The sequence below is a fragment of the Micromonospora sp. MW-13 genome (assembly GCF_003434305.1).
Classification (GTDB): domain Bacteria; phylum Actinomycetota; class Actinomycetes; order Mycobacteriales; family Micromonosporaceae; genus Micromonospora.
Genome location: NZ_QKKX01000011.1, coordinates 151,645 through 170,046 on the forward strand (window position 1 = coordinate 151,645; position 18,402 = coordinate 170,046).

The following is an 18,402-nucleotide window of genomic DNA, read 5'->3' on the forward strand; positions in this document are numbered from 1 at the left end:
GCGGCGGTGGCGCTGGCCGGCAGGCCCGCCACCACCGCGCCGGTCACTGGGCGAGGCGCTTCTCGAACCAGTAGTGGGCGTAGGGCTCGGTGTTGTAGGGCTCGACCTCGCCGTAGCCGGCCGAGCGGTACATCGCGATCGCCTCGGTGAGCGCCCGGTTGGTGTCCAGCCGGACGGCGGCCCAGCCGCGCTCGGCGGCGTACCGTTCCAGCTCGTCGAGCATCCGCCGCCCGACCCCGAGCCCGCGCACCTGGTCGGACACCCACACGCGTTTGATCTCGGCGGGGGCTCCGGGGTGCAGCTTGACCGCGCCGCAGCCGACGGGCTCGCCGTTGAGGGACGCCAGCAGGAACACCCCGGCGGGCGGCACCAGTGCCTCGTCGTGCACGGGGCTGCTCAGCGCCGGGTCGAAGCCCCCGTCGAACCGCCGGCCCACGTCCCTGGCATAGGCCCGCACGCAGGCCCTCGCCCGCGGGTCGCCCGGCGGGCACGGCCCGATGACCACCAGCGACGCGACGAGTAGCCGCTCGACCTCGGCCATCGCCGCGACGAGCCGTTCCCGCCGCCGCCCGGGAAGCGGGGCGAGGATGGACCGGGCGAACTCGTCGGAGCGCCGGTCCAGCTCGGCCCACTCGGCCCGGCCGGCCCCGGTGAGCGCGGCGACCCGTACCCGCCCGTCGCCGCCGGCCCGGTCGGCCGGCCCCACGGTGACCAGCCCGTCGCCCTCCAGCGTGCGCAGCAGCCGGCTGAGGTACCCCGAGTCCAGCCCGAGTCGGGACCGCAGCGCCGCCACCTCGGCGCCGCCGGGGCCGATCTCCCACAGCAGGCGCGCCTGCGCGAGCGGCCGGCCACGCGCCATGTACTCGTCGTCGAGCGCCCCCACCCGCTGGGTCACCGTCCGGTTGAACCGCCGCACCGCGGCGACCAGGTCCATGTCCACATGCCTGACTTTAGTCAGGAAAATCCGCGACCACTCGACCGGGGTGGCCGCCCTCGCACGAGGTCTCGTCCACCCGCAGCAGCACCTGCCGGCGCGCCCGCGCCGGCCGCCCCGCCGACGGCCCGCCGCGACGGGGCGGCCCGGACGTCGCGGATGCCCCGAAGTTCGATACCATCGAACAAGCGTGGCGGGCTCTCCCGCCGGGACGCGACAGGAGGTCCCCGTGCGGTCGATGGAGAGTAACCCGGCCCGGGAGCGGATCCGCCCCGACGAGGGGGCGCAGGACGCCACCCCCGCCGGCCTGGCGGGCGCGCGCATCCGCCAGTACCGCAAGGAGCGCGGGCTGACGCTGCGCGGGCTGGCCGCCCGCTCCGGGCTGTCGATCGGCTTCCTGTCCCAGGTCGAGCGGGGCATCTCCTCCATCGGCCTGACCGCGCTGGGCAGCGTCGCGAAGGCCCTGGACCGCACGGTGGCGGAGTTCTTCGACGCCGGTGCGGACTCCCCCGACCGGACGGTCGGCCCGCTGCCCACGCACTTCACCCTCACCAGGGCGGAAACCCCGGCCACCCAGTACGTCTCCGGCCAGCAGACCTACCGGATGCTGTCGGAGCGGGGGCCGGACCTGGTACTCGAACCGATGCTGGTGCACATCGCTCCGGGGGGCCGCCGGGAGGCCGCCTACGGCCATGCCGGAGAGGAGTTCGCGTACGTCATCTCCGGCGAACTGCTCTACGAGGTCGACGGCGTCGAGCACCGGCTGCGCCCGGGCGACAGCGTGCACCTGCGCTCGTCGGTGCCGCACTCGATGTACAACGACACCGCCGCGGTGACGACCGTCGTGTCGGTGGTCACGCCGCGGCTGTTCTGACGGCGGTCGATCGACCCGGCGCCCGGGAGGCGACCGCGGCGGCAGCACGTCTTGTTCACGCTGGTGAAACATCGCGGACATGGCCGGCGGCCCGCCGCGTGGCGGCGCCGGTGCTCAGCGGCCCAGCCGGCGGTCCACGGCGGTCATGGTGTCCCGCCAGACGGCCGAGCCGGGATCGATGACGTCGAAGTGGTCGCCGGGCCGCTCCAGGTGGCTGACGTCGTCGCCGGCCGCGCGGGCCGCTGCGGCGTACCGGCGGTTGACGTCGACCAGGTCGGGGCTGTCGGCCGCGCCCTGTACCAACAGGGTCGGCACCCGGATCGGCAGCCGGGCCATGGGATCGGCGGCGGCGTACCGGTGCGGCACGGTCGCCGGTGTGCCGCCGAGGGCCGCGGGGATGGCGCCGTCACCGAGATACCGCCGCTCGCCCTCCGCCAGGTCGAGGACGCCGGCCAGCGACACCGCCAGCGCGACCCGCACCGCCGGTGCCCCGGCCGCCGCCCCGCCGGCCGGGGCCGGGCCGGGTTCGGTGCCGGCGGCCAGGTCCGCCGCGACCCGCAGGGCCAGTTGGCCGCCGGCCGAGTGGCCGACGACGGCGACCCGCCCCAGGTCCAGCCCGGCGTCCGCGGCGAGGCCGCCCAGCGCCGCGACGCCGGCCGCCACGTCGCCGGTGGTGGCGTCCCAGCCGTGCCGGTCGGGACGCCGGTACTCCACGTTCCACGACGCGTAGCCGCGGTCGACGAGGTCGACGGCGAGGGCGTCCATCAGGTCGGCCGCCCACACCGACCGCCAGAACCCGCCGTGCAGGAGCACCGCGACCGGGACGGGCCCCGCCGTCCCGACCGGCAGCCGCAGCTCGCCCCACTGCTGCGGGTGCGGACCGTAGCCGATCCGGGTGGCCGGGGACCGGTGGCGGTGCACGGCGTGCCGGACGGCCCAGACCACGCCCCAGGCGCCCCGGCCGGACAGGTGCGCGGCCCCGTCGACGGGTGGGCTCGACGGTGAGGTCGTACCAGACCACGGTGCGCGGCGCGGTGGGGATGAGGGCCCGCACCTCGGGGGTCGGACCGGGCAGCGCCACGACCAGCGGGCCGGCCCCCGTGACCAGGGCCCGCACCTCCTCGGCGGAGGTGGCGGTCACGAGCCCGCCGGTGACGCCGAGTTCGGCGCAGGTGGTGGCGGTCAGCGACTCCAGCAGGGCGGTGTCGGCCACCAGTCCGGGGCCGGCCACGACGACGATCCGCACCGACGGGGCTCCTCTCTCGCGGGCGGGACGGCGGGGTTACCTGCGCAGCAGGGGCAGTACGGCGGAGCCGAGCAGGTCCACGCCACGGTCGTCGGTCAGCCCGTGCGGGGTGCCGAACTCGACCCGGCGGACCCCGGCGTCGATCAGCGCCTGGGCCTGCGCGGCCACCTGCGCCGGGGTGCCGGAGAACGCGAACCGGTCGAGCACGTCGTCAGGGATGAGGCGGCCGGCGGCCTCGTGCGCGCCCTCGTCCACCAGGGCGCCGACCCGCTGCACCAGGCCGTCGGGCAGCGCTACGGTCGGATCGAGTTCCGCGACGACGGCGAGGTACATGGCGACCTCGGTGCGGGCCTTCGCCCGGGCCGCCTCGCCGTCGGTGTCGACCACCGTCACGGCACCGAACACGATGCCGACGTCCGCGGCGTCGCGACCGGCCCGGTCGGTGCCCACCCGCACCCGGTCGCGGATCACCGGCACCATGTCGGGGTTGGCGCTGCCGCCCACCTTGATCTCGTCGGCGATCCGGCCGGCCAGGGCCGCGCCCTGCGGGCCCCAGGCGCCGAGCAGCAGCGGCGGGTCGGGCCGGTGCACGGCGTAACGCAGCGCGGTGCCGGGCGCCAGGGTGAACACCCGGCCGGGGTAGCCGTCCCGGTCGCCGCGCAGCAGGCGGTAGACGACGGCCGCCGCCTCCTCGATCGTGGTCAGCGCCCGGGGCTGGGCCAGGCCGACCGCCCCGAGCCAGGTGCCGCGGGCCAGCCCCAGGTAGGCCCGGCCGTGCGAGGCCAGGTCCAGGGCCGCGAGCTGGCCGGCGATCTCGTACGGGGCCAGCGAGTACGGGTTGAGGCAGGCCGCCCCGAGCCGGACCCGGCTGGTCGCTGCGGCCATCTCCAGCAGCGGGAAGATGGGCGGTTGGTACATCAGGTCACCGAAGACGGTCAGCACGTCGAAGCCGTGGGCCTCGGCCGCCGCCGCCAGCGCGGCGTACGCGCCGGCGGGCTTGTCGCTCTGCAGCCCGAGTCCGATCTCGACGGCCATCAGGTCAGGTCCGCCGAGTTCATCCGCCGCCGACAGGTCCGTTCCACCTTCATGACGAGCCGCTCCTCCGGATCGGGGCAGGCGAAGTGCGAGTCCTGGGCCAGCCAGTCCCCGGCGGCGAGGTCGCGCTGCTTCGCGGCGAGGAACGGCAGCACGGAGGCCAGCGCGTACACGCAGAAGTGCTGGCCATCGGGCAGCTTCAGGTGGGCGCTGTCGGTCAGCTCGAAGTGGTCGCCGACCGCCATGCCGCAGACCGACCGCCCCTCGATGCGGTCGACGGTGACCCGCAGGTCGTAGATGTCCATGTCGCCGTCCGGGGTTTCCGTCATGCCGGCTCCCTCTCCTCGACCCGTACGATGATCTTTCCGGTGGTCCGGCGGGCGGCCAACTCGGCCAGCGCCGCCGGGGTCTGTTCCAGGGACACCACCCGGCTGACCGGCGGCCGGACCGCGCCGGTGGCGTGCAGGTCGAACAGGGCCTGGTAGGCGGCACGCACCTCGGGGGCGCGGCGCCACGGATACCGGGAGCCCCAGGACAGGCCGACCAGGGTGGCGTTGGCGGCGATCAGCCGGGCCGGGTCGACCGGCGGCGGTGGGCCGCCGGCGGCGCCGACGGTGACGAGCCGGCCCTCGAAGGCCAGGCAGTCCAGCGACCGGGCGAGGATGTCGCCGCCGACCGGGTCGACGACGACGTCGGCGCCGTCGCCGCCGGTGGCGTCCCGCACGGCGGCCACGAAGTCCTCGGTGGTGTAGTCGATGGCCACCGCCGCGCCCTGGTCCCGGCAGACGGCGGTCTTGGCGGGGCCGCCGGCGGTGGCGAGGACCCGCGCGCCCCGGGCGACGGCGAGCTGGGTGACGGCGATGCCGACACCGCCGGCTCCGGCGTGCACCAGCACCGTCTGCCCGGCGGTGACGCCGGCGCGTTCCAGGGCGAACCACGCGGTCTGGTAGGTGACCGGCAGCGCCGCCGCGGTCACCGGGTCGACGGTGGACGGGCGGGGCACGACCACGGCGGCGTCCACCGTCACCGTGGAGCCGAGCGCGCCGCGGGGCAGCGACGGGCAGGCGACGACCTCCTGGCCGAGCAGGTGCGCGGCACCCTCGCCCGCGGCGACGACCCGCCCGGCGGCCTCGACGCCGGGGGTCATCGGCGGGTCCGGCCGCACCGGGTACTCGCCCCGGCACAGCGACACGTCGAGGAAGTTCAGGCCGACCGCGCGGACGGCGAGGCGTACCTCGCCGGGGCCGGGCGGCGGGTCGTCGGGCAGTTCCGCCACCGACAGCACGTCGGCCGGCTCGCCCGTGCGGTGGGCGACCAGTCGCCGGATCACGAAGCCTCCTCCGGTTCGCGCACCAGCTCGGCGTGGTGGTGCACGATCAGCCACCGGCCGCCGACCCGGCGCAGCACGTCGGTGACGCGGGTGAGCGCGGGCGGGTCCTGGGCCTGGGCCTGGGCGACGAGGACGTAGCGGGCGACGCCGAAGTCGCCCCAGACGTCGATGTGCTTGTCCCGGGCGGCGAGCACCGCCAGCCGGGGCCGCCCGGCGGCGTCGCGCTGCTCGCGGTACGCGTCGAGCTGCGAACGGGTGCGCAGCGGGCCGGGCAGGTGGCTCTCCCAGGTGGTCACCTCGGCGTGCAGGTGGGCGTCGAACCGGGGGCGGTCCCCGGCCAGGAACGCCTCGTACATGTCGTCGATCCCGGCGGCGATGGCCGCCGACCCGGCTTCGGCGAACGTCACCACGCACCTCCCGGCGCGGCGGCCCGGTCGTCGCGGACGACCCGGCCGCCCTTCATCACCCAGCGCACGCCCCGGAACGCGGCGGCGCCGTCGAGCGGGTCGTCGTCCATGGCGACCAGGTCGGCCAGCTTGCCGTCCTGCACGGTGCCGCGGTCGTCCTCGACGCCCAGCCACCGGACGGGTCCGAGGGTGCCGGCGTGCAGGGCCCGGGCGGGCCCGATCACCTCGGCCATGTACTCCAGCTCCCGCACGGTGGCGTTGGTGCCCTCGAAGTCCCAGAACGGCGGCATGTCGCTGCCGAGCAGCACCTGCACCCCGGCGGCGACGGCCGTCGCGAAGCTGTCCAGGTGCCGGGGGCCGGCGCCGAGCGAACGGCACTGCATCCATTCCGGCACGCCCAACTCGTCGAAGAACTCCTTGCACCGGGTCACCAGCAGGGTCGGCACCAGGGCCGTGCCGCGCTCGGCCATCCGCGCGGCGACCTGCGGGGTGAGCTGGTAGCCGTGCTCCACGCAGTCCAGGCCGAGGTCCACGGCCGCGCCGATCACCTCCGCCGGTCCGGCGTGCGCGGTGACCTTGCGTCCCCAGGCGTGCGCGGTCTCGATCACGGCGGCGAGTTCGTCGGCGAAGAGCTGGGGAGTGTGGATGCGCTCGTGTTCACCGGCGATGCCGCCGGAGACCATCACCTTGATCAGGTCCGCGCCGGCCCGGATCTGGCTGCGCGCGCCGTGGCGGAAGCCGACGGGCCCGTCGCATTCGAGGGTGTCGCTGCTCTCGTGGCCGTGCCCGCCGGTGCAGACCAGGGCGCGGCCGGCGGTGTGGATGCGGGGACCCTCGGTGCGGCCGGCGGTGATGGCGCGGCGCAGCGCGAAGTCGGCGTGGTCCTTCTCGGCGACGCAGCGCACGGTGGTGACTCCACAGTGCAGGGTCCGCCGGGCCCCGTCGGCCATGTAGAGGGCGAGGTCGTGCGGGCCCATGCCCTTGACGCTGTCGCCCCCGGAGCCGGGCAGCGACAGCGAGAAGTGGGTGTGCATGTTGACCAGGCCGGGGGTCAGGTACGCCCCGTCGAGGTCCAGGTCGGTCACCGGGCCGGCGGCCCGGGCCCGCGCGGCCACCTCGGCGTACGGGCCGACGGCGGCGATCCGGTCGCCGCGGACCCAGACGCCGGCGTCGGGCAGGGGACCGGTGCCGTCCGTCACGCGGGCGTCCAGCACGGTGCAGTTGCCGAGCAGCAGGCTCGGCGGCATGGGGGTGCTTGCGGCGGTCATGCGGTCACTCCGTACAGGTCGTGGGCGGCGGTGGCGGAGACGTAGCCCTCGGCGACGTCCCGGCGCACCGACTCCGGGTCACGTCGCCTCGGGTCACCGTGCCCACCACCACCGGCGGTCAACAGGGTCACCCGGTCACCGGCCTCGACCGGAGTCCGCTTCGTACTCACCCGCGCCTCCCGATCCGTACCCGGGAACACCACCACCCGGTTCGGCTCCGGCGACAACCCACCGTCGAGCGCCCACGGCGCGGACTTCGTCTTCTTGATCACCGACAGGAACTCCCCCGCCGACACGAACCGAATGTCCCGCCGCAACCCACACCCACCCCGGAACCGACCAGCACCACCCGAATCCGTACGAATCTCCACCCGCTCGAAGAACATCCCCGTCCGCGCCTCCAGCACCTCGACGGGGGTGTTGCGGGCCTGGGTCTGGCACAGGTGGTTGGCCGGCCCAATCCCGTCGTGCTGCGGGGTGCCGCCCCAGCCGACCGGGTCGTTGTTGCTGACCGCGAACATCTGCCCGGTGTCCGGGTGCAGGCCCACCATCATGAACCCCGGCACGTCACCGCCGCTGGACGCCGGCAACCGGTCCGGCATGCCCTTGGCCAGGGCCCGGTAGATCAGTTCCAGGGCGACGGTGCCGGTCCACTGGGTGAAGGTGGCCGCCGGGTACCGCGCGTGGAACAGCGATCCGGGCTCGGTACGCACCCGCAGCGGGGCGAAGTGCCCGGCGCTGGTCTGCTCGGTGGGCGTGGTGATCGCCTTGAACGCGACCCGGCAGGTGGCGATGGTGGCCCCGAGCGGGAGGTTCACCGGCCCGGCCACCGCCGGGGAGGAGCCGGTGAAGTCCACGGTGAACGCGCCGTCGGCGACGGTGACGGTGACCCGCATGCGGATCGGGTCGTCGGTGACGCCGTCGTCGTCGAGCCAGTCCTCGGCGGTCCAGCTACCCTGCGGCAGGGCGGCCACCGCCTCGGCGGCGGAGTCGGCGGCGGCGGCGATCACCCGGTCGATCACGGCGTCCACCGTGACGGGTCCGTACTGCCGGTACAGCTCGGTCATCCGCCGCTCGCCGGTGCGCAGCGCGGCGATCTGGGCGTTGAGGTCGCCGAGGACGAGGTCGGGCATCCGCGAGTTGAACCGGATCAGCTCGTGGATCTCGTGGACCGGCTCGCCCCGGGCGTACACCTTCGTGCCGGGGAAGATGATCCCCTCCTGGTGCATGTCGGTGGAGTCGAGCACGTAGCCCGGGTCCTTGGCGCCCAGGTCCATCCAGTGGGCGCGGACGCACAGGAAGCCGATCAGTTCCCCGCCGTCGGGGAGGAAGACCGGGGCGAACAGCGTCGCATCGTAGCTGTGCGCGGCGTTCCAGTACGGGTAGTTCAGCAGCACCACGTCGCCGGGGTGCAGGTTGTCCCGGCCGACGTACTCCACGCCGCGCTGGATGGCGTAGTCGTTGGCGCCGAGGAAGCGGGACAGGCCGGTGGACTCGGCGACCAGCCGCAGGTGGCGGTCGTAGAGGGAGATGCCGAAGTCGTAGACCTCGTAGATGACCGGGTTGAAGGCGGTGCGGACCAGCGCGGCGCGCATCTCCTCGGCGGCGGAGACGAGGTAGCTGCGGACCACCTCGACGGTGGCCCCGTCGACGGTCGGCTCACCCATCGAGGTCCACCCCGTACACCTCGCGGGCGGCGGTGGCGGAGACGTAGCCCTCGGCGACGTCCCGGCGCACCGACTCCGGATCGCGTCGCCTCGGGTCACCGTGCCCACCACCACCGGCGGTCAACAGGGTCACCCGGTCACCGGCCTCGACCGGAGTCCGCTTCGTACTCACCCGCGCCTCCCGATCCGTACCCGGGAACACCACCACCCGGTTCGGCTCCGGCGACAACCCGCCATCGAGCGCCCACGGCGCGGACTTCGTCTTCTTGATCACCGACAGGAACTCCCCCGCCGACACGAACCGAATGTCCCGCCGCAACCCACACCCACCCCGGAACCGACCAGCCCCACCCGAATCCGTACGAATCTCCACCCGCTCGAAGAACATCCCCGTCCGCGCCTCCAGCACCTCGATCGGGGTGCCCCGGCCGGTGCTGCCGGAGACGTGGGTGGCGGCGTCCATCCCGTCGTGGTCCGGGGTGCCGCCCCAGCCGACCAGGTCGTTGTTGCTGACCGCGAACATCTGCCCGGTGTCCGGGTGCAGGCCGACCATCATGAACCCCGGCACGTCACCGCCGCTGGACGCCGGCAACCGGTCCGGCATGCCCTGGGCCAGGGCCTTGAGGATCAGCTCGACGGCGACGATGCCGGTCCACAGGGTGAAGGTGGGCTGCGGGTAGACCGCGTGGAAGAGGGTGCCGGGCTCGGCCCGTACCTCCAGCGGCGCGACGGTGCCGGCGTTGGACGGCTCGTCGGGTGAGGTCAGTGACTTGAGGATGACCTTGCAGATCGCCTCGGTGGCGCCGAACGGCATGTTGATCGGCCCCCGGGTGGCCGGCGCCGAGCCGGCGAAGTCGACCGTGAAGGTGCCGTCGGCGATGGTGACGGTGACCCGCATCTTCACCGGGTCGTCGGTGATGCCGTCGTCGTCGACCCAGTCCTCGGCGGTCCAGCTACCCTGCGGCAGGGCCGCGAGCGCGGCCCGGGCCCGGGCCTCGCCGTCGGCGATGATCCGGTCCACGGCCGCGTCCACGGTCGGCCGCCCGAACTTCTCGACGATCTCCAGCAGCCGGCGCTCGCCGGTGCGCAGCGCGGCGATCTGCGCGTGCAGGTCGCCGAGCACGGCGTCGGGCATCCGCGAGTTGAACCGGATCAGCTCGTGGATCTCGCGGACCGGCTCGCCCCGGGAGACGACCTTGGTGCCCGGGAAGATCAGGCCCTCCTGGTGCATGTCGGTGGAGTCGAGCACGTAGCCCGGGTCCTTGGCGCCCAGGTCCATCCAGTGCGCCCGGACGCAGAGGAAGCCCACCAGGTCACCGTCGGCGTCCGCGTCGGCCGGGTCGGGCCGGAAGACCGGCGCGAACAGGGTCGCGTCGTAGGCGTGCGCCGCGTTCCAGTACGGGTAGTTCAGCAGCACCACGTCGCCGCGGTGCAGGTTGTCCCGGCCGACGTACTCGACGCCCTTGGCCAACGAGTGGTCGTTGGCGCCGAGGAAGAAGGTCAGGCCGGTGGCCTCGGCGACCAGCCGCAGGTCGGGGTCGTAGATCGACAGGCCGAAGTCGTGCACCTCGTAGATGACCGGGTTGAACGAGGTGCGGATCAGGGTGGCCCGCATCTCCTCCGCGGCCGACAGCAGGTAGCTGCGGACGACCTCGACCCGGGCGCCGTCCAGGGTGGTCATGCGACATCCTCCAGGGTGACGAGCAGGTGGCCGTGGTCGTCGACGGTGACCCGCTGGCCACTGGGCACCACCGTCGTGGAGGTGCCCTCGTCGACCAGCGCCGGACCGGCGAACGTGTCGCCCGCGTCCAGCGCGGACCGGTCGTACACGGCGAACGGCACGACCGCGCGCCGCCCGACGTCGTAGGCGTCCCGGTGGGCCAGCAGGGCCTGCGCCGGGTCGCCGTCGCCGCGCGGGCGGGTGCCCAGCTCCGGCCGGTCGGTGCGGCCGATGCCGCGGACCCGCAGGTTGAGAATCTGCAGCGGGTTGCCCATGGTGTGGCCGTACCGGCTGCGGTGCAGCTCGTCGAAGGCGGTCCGGACCGCGTCGCGGTCCAGCGTGCCGCCGACGGTGACCATCAGGCTGTGTTCCTGGCCCAGGTAGCGCAGCTCGAACTGCCGTTCCAGCACGGCCTGGCCGGCCGGCACGCCCTGCGCCACCAGGGAGGCGACCGCCTCTGCCTCGACGGCCTTGAACAGCTGGTCCAGCTCGGTGAGGTCCGCGTCGTCGAGGGTGGCCATGACCGTGCGGCTGAAGTCGTTGACGATGTCGGCCGACAGCATGCCCCAGGCGGAGAAGCCGGACGGCGCGAAGGGCACGATCACCTCGCCGATGCCCATCTCCCGGGCCAGCAGCGGGGCCAGCAGCGGCCCCGCCCCGCCGAAGGCGAGCAGGGAGAACTGCCGGGGGTCGTGGCCGCGTTCGACGGTGATCTGCCGGACGGCGCCGACGGTGCGGGCCAGCAGCACGTCGAACACGCCGGCGGCGGCGGCTTCCACGCTCAGGCCGAGCGGCTCGGCGAGCTGCTCGCGTACGGCGTCGCGCGCCGCCTCGTCGTGCAGCCCCATGGTGCCGGCGAGGAAGCGGTCGGGGTCGACGTAGCCGAGCACGACGGCGGCGTCGGTGACGGTCGGTCGGGTGCCGCCCCGGCCGTAACAGACCGGGCCGGGGTCGGCGCCGGCGCTGTGCGGGCCGACCTTGAGCAGGCCCCGGTCCAGCCAGGCGATCGAGCCGCCGCCGGCGCCGATGGTCCGGATGTCGTACGTCGGGATCAGCAGCGGGAAGTGTTCGAGCTGGGCCTCGTACGCGGCGACGGGGGTGCCGCGTTCGATGACGCAGGCGTCCAGCGAGGTGCCGCCGATGTCGAAGGTGAGCAGGTTGTCGCGGCCCAGCTCGGCGGCGAGGTACGCGGCGCCGACGATGCCGCCGGCCGGGCCGGACAGCACGGTGTGGGTGGGCGAGGTCTTGGCCACCGCGCTGGTCATCGAGCCGCCGCCGGAGCGCATGATCAGGAACCGGCCGGTGAAGCCCCGCTCGGCCAGCCCGGCCTCCAGCTCGTCGACGTACCGTTCGAAGATCGGCCGGATGTACGCCTCCAGCACGGTGGTGCTGGTCCGCTCGTACTCCCGGTACTCACGCACGATGTCGGTGGACAGCGACAGGCTCACCTCGGGGAACTCCTCGCGGATCAGCCGGGCGGCCTCCTGCTCGTGGCTCGGGTCGAGGAACGAGTGCAGGAAGCAGATGGCGATCGAGGTGACCTGCTGGTCGACGACGAGGGCGCGGGCAGCGGCGCGGACGCTGTCGGGGTCCAGTTCCTCCACCACCCGGCCCCGGTGGTCGAGCCGGCCCCGCACCCCGGCGGTGAACCGGCGCTGGACCAGGCTCTCCGGCCGCTCGTACTGGAAGTCGTACATGTGGTCGTTGGGGACGTTGCCCCGGCCGATGAGGAAGACGTCCCGGAAGCCGTCGTTGGTGATGATGCCGGTGCGTCCGCCCCGGCGTTCCAGCACCGCGTTGAGCCCGAGGGTGGTGCCGTGGATGAACAGCTCCACCTCGGACAGGTCGGTGCCCAGGGCGGTGATGGCGGCGAGCACCCCGTCGGCGGGGCGCGCGGGGGTGGTGGATGCCTTGCGGAAGCGGACCCGGTTGGTGCGGGTGTCCAGCTCCATGGCGTCGACGAACGTGCCACCGATGTCGACGGCCAGCCGGACGGGACGACGTGTCATGGCGTGGTGGCCTGCTTTCCGATCAGGGCGGGGAGCTCGGGGATCCGCCAACAGGCGGCCTGGCTCGCGCCGTGGGACTGGAGCTGCTGTGGCTGTGTGCGGCAGGTGTCGGTGACGAACGGGCAGCGGGCGGCCAGCGGGCAGCCGGTCGCCGCGTCCGCCTCCTCCAGGTCCTTGACCAGCTCCACCGGGGCGGCGTCGGCCGGCGGGGTCCCGCCGAGGCGGGGGGCGCTGGCCAGCAGGGCCCGCGTGTACGGGTGCAGGGGGTGGTCGAAGACGACGTCGACGGGGCCCTCCTCGACGACGCGTCCGAGGTAGAGCACCACCACCCGGTCGGCGAACCCGCGCACCGTGGCCAGGTCGTGGGAGATGAACACCGCCGCGCGCTCGGCGTCGGCGGCCACGTCGGCGATGAGGTCGAGGATCTGCGCCTGCACGGTGACGTCGAGGGCCGAGGTGGGCTCGTCGAAGACGATCAGGTCCGGCTCGCCGACCAGGGCGCGGGCGATGCCGATCCGCTGCGCCTGCCCGCCGGACAGCTCGTGCGGGTAGCGGCGCAGGATCGCGCGGTCCAGTTCCATCCGGTCCAGCACCGCGGCGACCCGGGCGTCGCGCTCGGCGGCGGGCAGGCCGGCGGCCCGCAGGGGCTCGGCGATGGAGTCGCCGACCGTGCGGCGCGGGCTGAGCGACCCGATCGGGTCCTGGAACACCAGTTGGGCGCGGGTGCGCAGCCGCCGCGCCGCCCGCCCGGACGGGCGACCCCGGCCGGGCGCCGCGCGGTGCCCGGCGACGGTGACCGTGCCGGAGGTGGGCGGCACCAGGCCCATGATGAGTTTGGCGAGGGTGCTCTTGCCGCAGCCGCTCTCGCCGACCACGCCGAGCGTCTCGCCGGGCGCGAGCCGCAGGCTCACCCCGCGCAGCGCGTGGTGGCCGCCGGAGGAGAACCGGCTCCGGTAGACGACGTGCGCGTCGTCGATCTCCAGTACGGCGGGACCGGCGCCGCGCGGTGCCGGGTCCGCGGCCTCGGATACGGGGGCCGCCGCGGCGACGACGGCGGAGCCGACCGTGCCGACCGAACCAACCGGACCGCCCGAGCCGGGCGGGGCGTCGCCCGGGCCGGCGTCGAGGGGGCCGGTGCGGGGGTGGAAGCAGGCCAGCGACCACCCGTCCGGGCCGCCGGCGAGGGGCTCGGTGGGCGGCCGGCGGGTGGCGCAGGTGTCGTCGGCGTGCGCGCATCGGGCGGCGAACGGGCAGGCGAGCGGCGCCCGGGTGAGCAGGGGCATCGCGCCGGGGGTGGCGACGACGGGCCGGCCGCCGAGGTCGGGCACCGACCGCAGCAGCGCGCGGGTGTACGGGTGCGCCGGCTGGCGCAGCACCTGAGCGGCCGGGCCGCTCTCCACCACGGTGCCGGCGTAGAGCACCACCACCCGGTCGCAGACCTGGGCGATGGAGGCGAGGTCGTGGGAGATCAGCAGCACGGCTCGGCCGTCGGTGTCGGCGGCGTGCCGGAACTGCCGCAGGATCTCCCGGGTCAGGGTCACGTCGAGGCCGGTGGTCGGCTCGTCGGCGATCAGCAGGCCGGGGGCGCAGCCGGTGGCCAGGGAGATCATCACCCGCTGGGCCATCCCGCCGGACAGCTCGTGGGGGTACGCGTCGAGCCGGCGCTGCGGGCTGCGGATGCCGACGGACTCGAACAGCTCCCGCGCGGCCTCGCGGGCCCGTTCCGCGGACATGTCCTGGTGGGTGACGAGCCGGTCGACGAGCTGCCGGCCGACGGTGCGGGTGGGGCTGAGCGCGCCGCGCGGGTTCTGGAAGCAGATCGCCACTCCCCGACCGCGGTGGGCGCTGAGCGCGGACTCGTCCATCCGCAGCACGTCCGCGTCGTCGAAGACGACCCGCCCGGTGGCGTGCGAGCCGCCGGGGAGCAGTCCGACCACGGCGCGGGCGACCATGCTCTTGCCGCCGCCGCTCTCCCCCACCAGGCCGACGACCTCGCCGGGTCGTACGGCGAGCGTGACGTCGCTGAGCGCGGCCACCTCGCGGCCGGGGCGGCGGATGGCCACCGACAGGTTCTCGATCGACAGCATTCCGGTCACCGCCGCTTCGCGTCCGCGCGTTCCTGCAGGCCTTCGCCGAGCAGGCTGAATCCCAGGACGCAGACGAGCAGGGCCAGGCCGGGTGGGACCGAGGTCCACCACCGGCCGCCGACCACGTCCGCGGCGCCGAGGCTGATCATGGCCCCCCACTCGGCGGCGGGGATGCTCACGCCGAGGCCGAGGAAGGACAGCCCGGCCAGGGTCAGCATCGCCCAGCCGCAGTTGAGCGGGGCGATCACCCGCACCGGAGTGAGGCTGTTGGGCAGCAGGTGCCGCCACAGGATGCCCGTGGTCGACGCCCCGGAGGTGACGGCGGCGTCGACGAAGGGCAGCTCGCGCAGGGTGCGTACCTCGGCGCGGACCAGCCGGGCGTAGGCCGGGGCGTTCACCGCGGCGATGGTGATGATGAGGTTGACGGTGCCGTTGCCGAGCAGGGCGGCCACCGCCAGCGCCAGGATGAAGGTGGGGAACGCCTGGAAGATGTCGACCACCCGCATCAGCACGTCGTCGAGCCAGCCGCCGCGGTAGCCGGCGACCAGGCCCAGCAGCGTGCCGACGGTGACGGCGAGCGCGACGGCGGCCACCGCGATGCCCAGGTCCAGCCGGGCGGCGTAGAGCACCCGGCTCCAGATGTCCATGCCGTTGCCGTCGGTGCCGAGCAGATGGCCGCCGCCGGGGGCGGTCAGGGTGGCGGCGGGGTCGATCTCGGTCTCGCCCCAGGAGCTCAGCAGCGGCGCGCACAGCGCGGCCACCGCGATCACCGCGAGGATCGCGGCGCCGGTGATGATCAGGACGCGGGCGAAGCGGCTGTCCCGGGCGCCGGCGACGGGCCCGGGCGGGTCCGTGGCCTCGGTCGGGCCGCTCGTGCGCAGGTCGGCCATCAGATCCTCACTCTCGGGTCGAGGATGGCGTGGACCACGTCGGCGATGAGGAACACCAGCACGTAGCAGAGCGCGATCACCAGCACGGAGGCCTGCACCACCGGGTAGTCGCGGTAGAGCAGGCCGCGCAGCGCCCACTGGCCGAAGCCCTGCCAGGAGAAGACGTACTCGACGAGCACGGTGGAGCCGATGGCGGTGCCGAACACCAGCGCGGCCAGGGACGGCAGCCGGACCAGGGTCGCGCGCATCAGGTAGCCGTACAGCAGGGTGCGCCGGGGCAGGCCGTGCGCCGCCGCCGCGGCGTACGGCTCGGAGTGCAGCACCTCCAGGGCCGAGGCCCGCACGCTGCGCAGCAGGGGCGCGACGACACCGATGACCAGGGTCAGCACCGGCAGGACCAGGTACGCCGCGGCGGAGGCGATGGCCGGTCCGTTCCCGGTGAGCACGGCGTCGACGAGGTCCGCGCCGGTCAGCGGGGTCAGGCCGGTGTCGGGGTCCACCCGCCCGTTGGGGGCCGGGAACCAGCCGAGCACGCTGTAGCCCACCAGCACCAGCACGAGTCCGAGCCAGAACTCGGGCACGGAGTTACCGACCAGGGCGAGGACCCGGATGCCGTGGTCGGCCGGCCGCTCGGCGCGCCGGGCCGACCACACGCCGAGGACGGTGGCCACCACCAGGGCGATGGTCACGGCGATGACGACCAGTTCGAGGGTGGGCCCCACCCGCAGCGCCATCTCCGCGCCGACCGGGGCGCCGCTCTGGATGGAGGTGCCGAAGTCGCCCGTGACCAGCCCGGTCAGGTAGTCGAGGAACTGCCGCCAGAGCGGCTGGTCCAGCCCGAAGCGGGCACGGGCGGCGGCGGCGTCGGCCTCGGTGGCGTTCTGCCCGAGGATGGTCCGCACCGGGTCGCCGGGCAGCACCCGGACCAGGAGGAAGGTCAGGACGATCACGCCGAGCAGCACCGGGATGAGCTGGAGCAGTCTTCTGGCGACGAACCGGAGGATGCGCATGGGCAGCGGTCCCGCCCGTCCTAGGCCGACGCGGTCAGGTAGCGCAGCCGGGCGAGGCCGTCCATCGGCTGCACCCAGCCGGCGACGTCGTCGCGAACGGGCAGGTTGAAGTTGGGTTGGCAGACGACCACCCAGGGCACGTCCGCGGCGAGGATCTCCTGGACGCGCTTCCAGAGCCGGCCGCGGGCCGCCTGGTCGACGGTGGTGTGCGACTGCTCGTAGATCTTCTCGATCTCCGGGTTGCTGTAGTTGGAGTAGTTGAGGTTCGCGCCCTTGACGAAGCTCGTGGCGAGCATGTATTCGACGTCGTTGACCCAGAGCTGGCCGGAGGTGATCTGCAGCGGGACGTTCTTCTTGGACCGCCGCTCGCCGAGGGTGGCCGGGTCCAGCGGGGTCAGCTTGAGGTTGATCCCCACCTTCGCCGCCTCGCTCTGCACCTGGACGGCGATCTTCTGCTGTTCCTCGTTGTCGGACTCGAAGACCAGCTCGGAGTCGACGGTGCTCCTGCCGGCCGCGGCCATGGCGGCCTTGGCCTGGTCGAGGTCGTGGGTGAACGGGTACCCGGCGGCGTCGTAGCCGGGCATGTCCAGCGGCACGGGGCTCTTGGCGGCGCGGGCGTCCCCGCCGTAGACGTTGTTGATGATCTGCTCGTACGGCACGGCGTGGGCGAGGGCCTTGCGGACGTTCACGTCGTTGAACGGCGCCGTGGTGACCGACATCTGGATGGTCACCTGACGGTTGCTGGCGGCCGAGATGACCTTGATGCCGGGGGCCTTCTTGAGGTCCTGGATGTCGCGCTGGCTGATGCCGAGGGCGATGTCGATGTCGCCGGCCTGGAGTTGCAGCCGCTGGTTGGAGGCGGCGGGCACCACGGAGATCCTGATGGTGGGCGTCTTGGCCGGATCCGGGCCCGGGTATCCCGGGTTCGCGGAGAGTTCGATCTCCTGCCCCTGGGTGGCCTTGGCGACGTTGTAGTAGCCCCCGGTGGGCGGGTTCTTGGCGAACCACTCCTTGGCCCAGGGGTCGCTGGCGGTGGCGTGCTTCTTCGCCTCGGTGGAGTCGAAGACGTACAGCGAGATGGCCTGGATCTGCCGGGTGAGGGCGCTGGGGAACGCCTGGTGGAACTCGACGGTGTGGTCGTCGACCACCTTGACCTGGTCGGGGCCGGTGAGGCCGATGGTGCGGTAGATGCCGGCGACGTTGGCCTGGGCGGCGAAGGCGCGGTCCTTGGACCACTTCACGTCGGCGGCGGTCAGCTCGTTGCCGCTGGCGAACTTGACCCCGCGGCGCAGCTTGAGCGTCCAGACCCGCTGCGTGGCGTCCGGCTCGAAGGACTCGGCGAACGTCGGGGTGACGTTCTGGGTGTCGAGGATCTGGCTGTCGCCGGCGGCGGTGACGCCGTAGTCGATCAGGTACGGGAAGACGTTCTTGTACAGCATCAGCGCGGTCAGGTCGAAGCCCACGAAGTCCTGGTCCCAGCTCGACAGGTAGCTCGAGACCGCGATCCGCAGGGCCTTGGCGGTGGGGCCGCCCGACGCGCCGTCGCGGGGCTTGGACTCGCTGTTCGCGGCGCAGGCGCCGGTAGCCAGCAGCAGCGCCACGCTGCCGCCGAGCTGCAGGACCCCGCGGCGGGAGAGGGCGGGCGAGGAGGCGCCGCCCGCGCGGTGGGAACGAGCCATGGGTAGTCCTCCTAGAACCACGAGGCAGATGGTCCGCGCTGCGGACCTACTCGTGTTCTACCGGATTAAGTGAGAGTGAACAAGAGTCTGAACCTTGTTCGCTACCGAACTCCCGAAAGCGACCACCCACGCTGGCCGAATGGCCGATGACCTGCGAAGTCAATGTTCACACAAGTTCACACAGTTGATACACGCGACGATACGTCCGGAACGGCGCGACACCGCCCGGGCGGTGACCGCCGGCCC

15 protein-coding genes are annotated in these 18,402 nt (G+C 73.8%); 1 reads left to right on the top strand and 14 read right to left on the bottom strand.

The annotated features are described in order from the left end of the window. Window positions 1–43: 43 nt before the first annotated feature. Window positions 44–934, bottom strand: a complete 891-nt coding sequence (locus C5N14_RS08495) for a helix-turn-helix domain-containing GNAT family N-acetyltransferase (RefSeq protein ID WP_243639374.1) — start codon at window positions 932–934, stop codon at window positions 44–46. A 238-nt stretch (window positions 935–1,172) separates the two neighbouring features. On the opposite strand from C5N14_RS08495, the gene C5N14_RS08500 reads away from it, so the two are divergent. Then, a complete protein-coding gene (locus C5N14_RS08500) occupies window positions 1,173–1,808 on the top strand; it encodes a helix-turn-helix domain-containing protein (RefSeq protein WP_117667729.1) in 636 nt (211 codons plus the stop codon). Window positions 1,809–1,922: 114 nt separating this feature from the next. On the opposite strand, the gene C5N14_RS08505 is transcribed toward C5N14_RS08500, so the two are convergent. From C5N14_RS08505 to C5N14_RS08565, 13 genes are all read right to left on the bottom strand, one after another. Beyond that, window positions 1,923–2,753 (bottom strand): alpha/beta hydrolase, encoded by an 831-nt coding sequence (locus tag C5N14_RS08505; protein WP_243639316.1) that lies wholly within the window; start codon window positions 2,751–2,753, stop codon window positions 1,923–1,925. 337 nt (window positions 2,754–3,090) lie between these two features. Next, window positions 3,091–4,089 (bottom strand): LLM class flavin-dependent oxidoreductase, encoded by a 999-nt coding sequence (locus C5N14_RS08510; protein WP_117667251.1) that lies wholly within the window; start codon window positions 4,087–4,089, stop codon window positions 3,091–3,093. Next, window positions 4,089–4,418: a TIGR04076 family protein gene (locus C5N14_RS08515; protein ID WP_117667253.1), complete on the bottom strand. Its 330-nt coding sequence runs from the start codon at window positions 4,416–4,418 to the stop codon at window positions 4,089–4,091. Before C5N14_RS08515 ends, C5N14_RS08510 begins: the two co-directional genes overlap by 1 nt. After that, window positions 4,415–5,419 carry an NADPH:quinone oxidoreductase family protein gene (locus C5N14_RS08520; protein ID WP_117667255.1) on the bottom strand — a complete coding sequence of 335 codons (1,005 nt, stop codon included), beginning with the start codon at window positions 5,417–5,419 and terminating at the stop codon, window positions 4,415–4,417. Before C5N14_RS08520 ends, C5N14_RS08515 begins: the two co-directional genes overlap by 4 nt. Continuing rightward, on the bottom strand, window positions 5,416–5,826 hold the full coding sequence (locus C5N14_RS08525; RefSeq protein ID WP_117667731.1) for a DUF4440 domain-containing protein: 411 nt from the start codon (window positions 5,824–5,826) through the stop codon (window positions 5,416–5,418). Before C5N14_RS08525 ends, C5N14_RS08520 begins: the two co-directional genes overlap by 4 nt. Next, window positions 5,823–7,094, bottom strand: a complete 1,272-nt coding sequence (locus C5N14_RS08530; protein WP_117667257.1) for an amidohydrolase family protein — start codon at window positions 7,092–7,094, stop codon at window positions 5,823–5,825. Before C5N14_RS08530 ends, C5N14_RS08525 begins: the two co-directional genes overlap by 4 nt. Next, window positions 7,091–8,761 carry a hydantoinase B/oxoprolinase family protein gene (locus tag C5N14_RS08535; protein ID WP_117667259.1) on the bottom strand — a complete coding sequence of 557 codons (1,671 nt, stop codon included), beginning with the start codon at window positions 8,759–8,761 and terminating at the stop codon, window positions 7,091–7,093. Before C5N14_RS08535 ends, C5N14_RS08530 begins: the two co-directional genes overlap by 4 nt. Further along, the gene (locus tag C5N14_RS08540) at window positions 8,754–10,442 is read right to left on the bottom strand and encodes a hydantoinase B/oxoprolinase family protein (RefSeq protein WP_117667261.1); all 1,689 of its coding nucleotides are present in this window, start codon (window positions 10,440–10,442) and stop codon (window positions 8,754–8,756) included. Before C5N14_RS08540 ends, C5N14_RS08535 begins: the two co-directional genes overlap by 8 nt. Then, window positions 10,439–12,490: a hydantoinase/oxoprolinase family protein gene (locus C5N14_RS08545; protein WP_117667263.1), complete on the bottom strand. Its 2,052-nt coding sequence runs from the start codon at window positions 12,488–12,490 to the stop codon at window positions 10,439–10,441. The genes C5N14_RS08540 and C5N14_RS08545 overlap by 4 nt, the downstream gene beginning before the upstream one ends. Then, the gene (locus C5N14_RS08550; protein ID WP_117667265.1) at window positions 12,487–14,577 is read right to left on the bottom strand and encodes an ABC transporter ATP-binding protein; all 2,091 of its coding nucleotides are present in this window, start codon (window positions 14,575–14,577) and stop codon (window positions 12,487–12,489) included. Before C5N14_RS08550 ends, C5N14_RS08545 begins: the two co-directional genes overlap by 4 nt. Before the next feature lie 5 nt (window positions 14,578–14,582). Next, on the bottom strand, window positions 14,583–15,467 hold the full coding sequence (locus C5N14_RS08555; RefSeq protein WP_117667267.1) for an ABC transporter permease: 885 nt from the start codon (window positions 15,465–15,467) through the stop codon (window positions 14,583–14,585). Further along, on the bottom strand, window positions 15,467–16,477 hold the full coding sequence (locus C5N14_RS08560; RefSeq protein WP_117667269.1) for an ABC transporter permease: 1,011 nt from the start codon (window positions 16,475–16,477) through the stop codon (window positions 15,467–15,469). The genes C5N14_RS08555 and C5N14_RS08560 overlap by 1 nt, the downstream gene beginning before the upstream one ends. Before the next feature lie 20 nt (window positions 16,478–16,497). After that, complete coding sequence (locus tag C5N14_RS08565) at window positions 16,498–18,156, bottom strand: ABC transporter substrate-binding protein (RefSeq protein ID WP_117667271.1); 1,659 nt, start codon at window positions 18,154–18,156, stop codon at window positions 16,498–16,500. Between the last annotated feature and the right edge of the window lie 246 nt (window positions 18,157–18,402).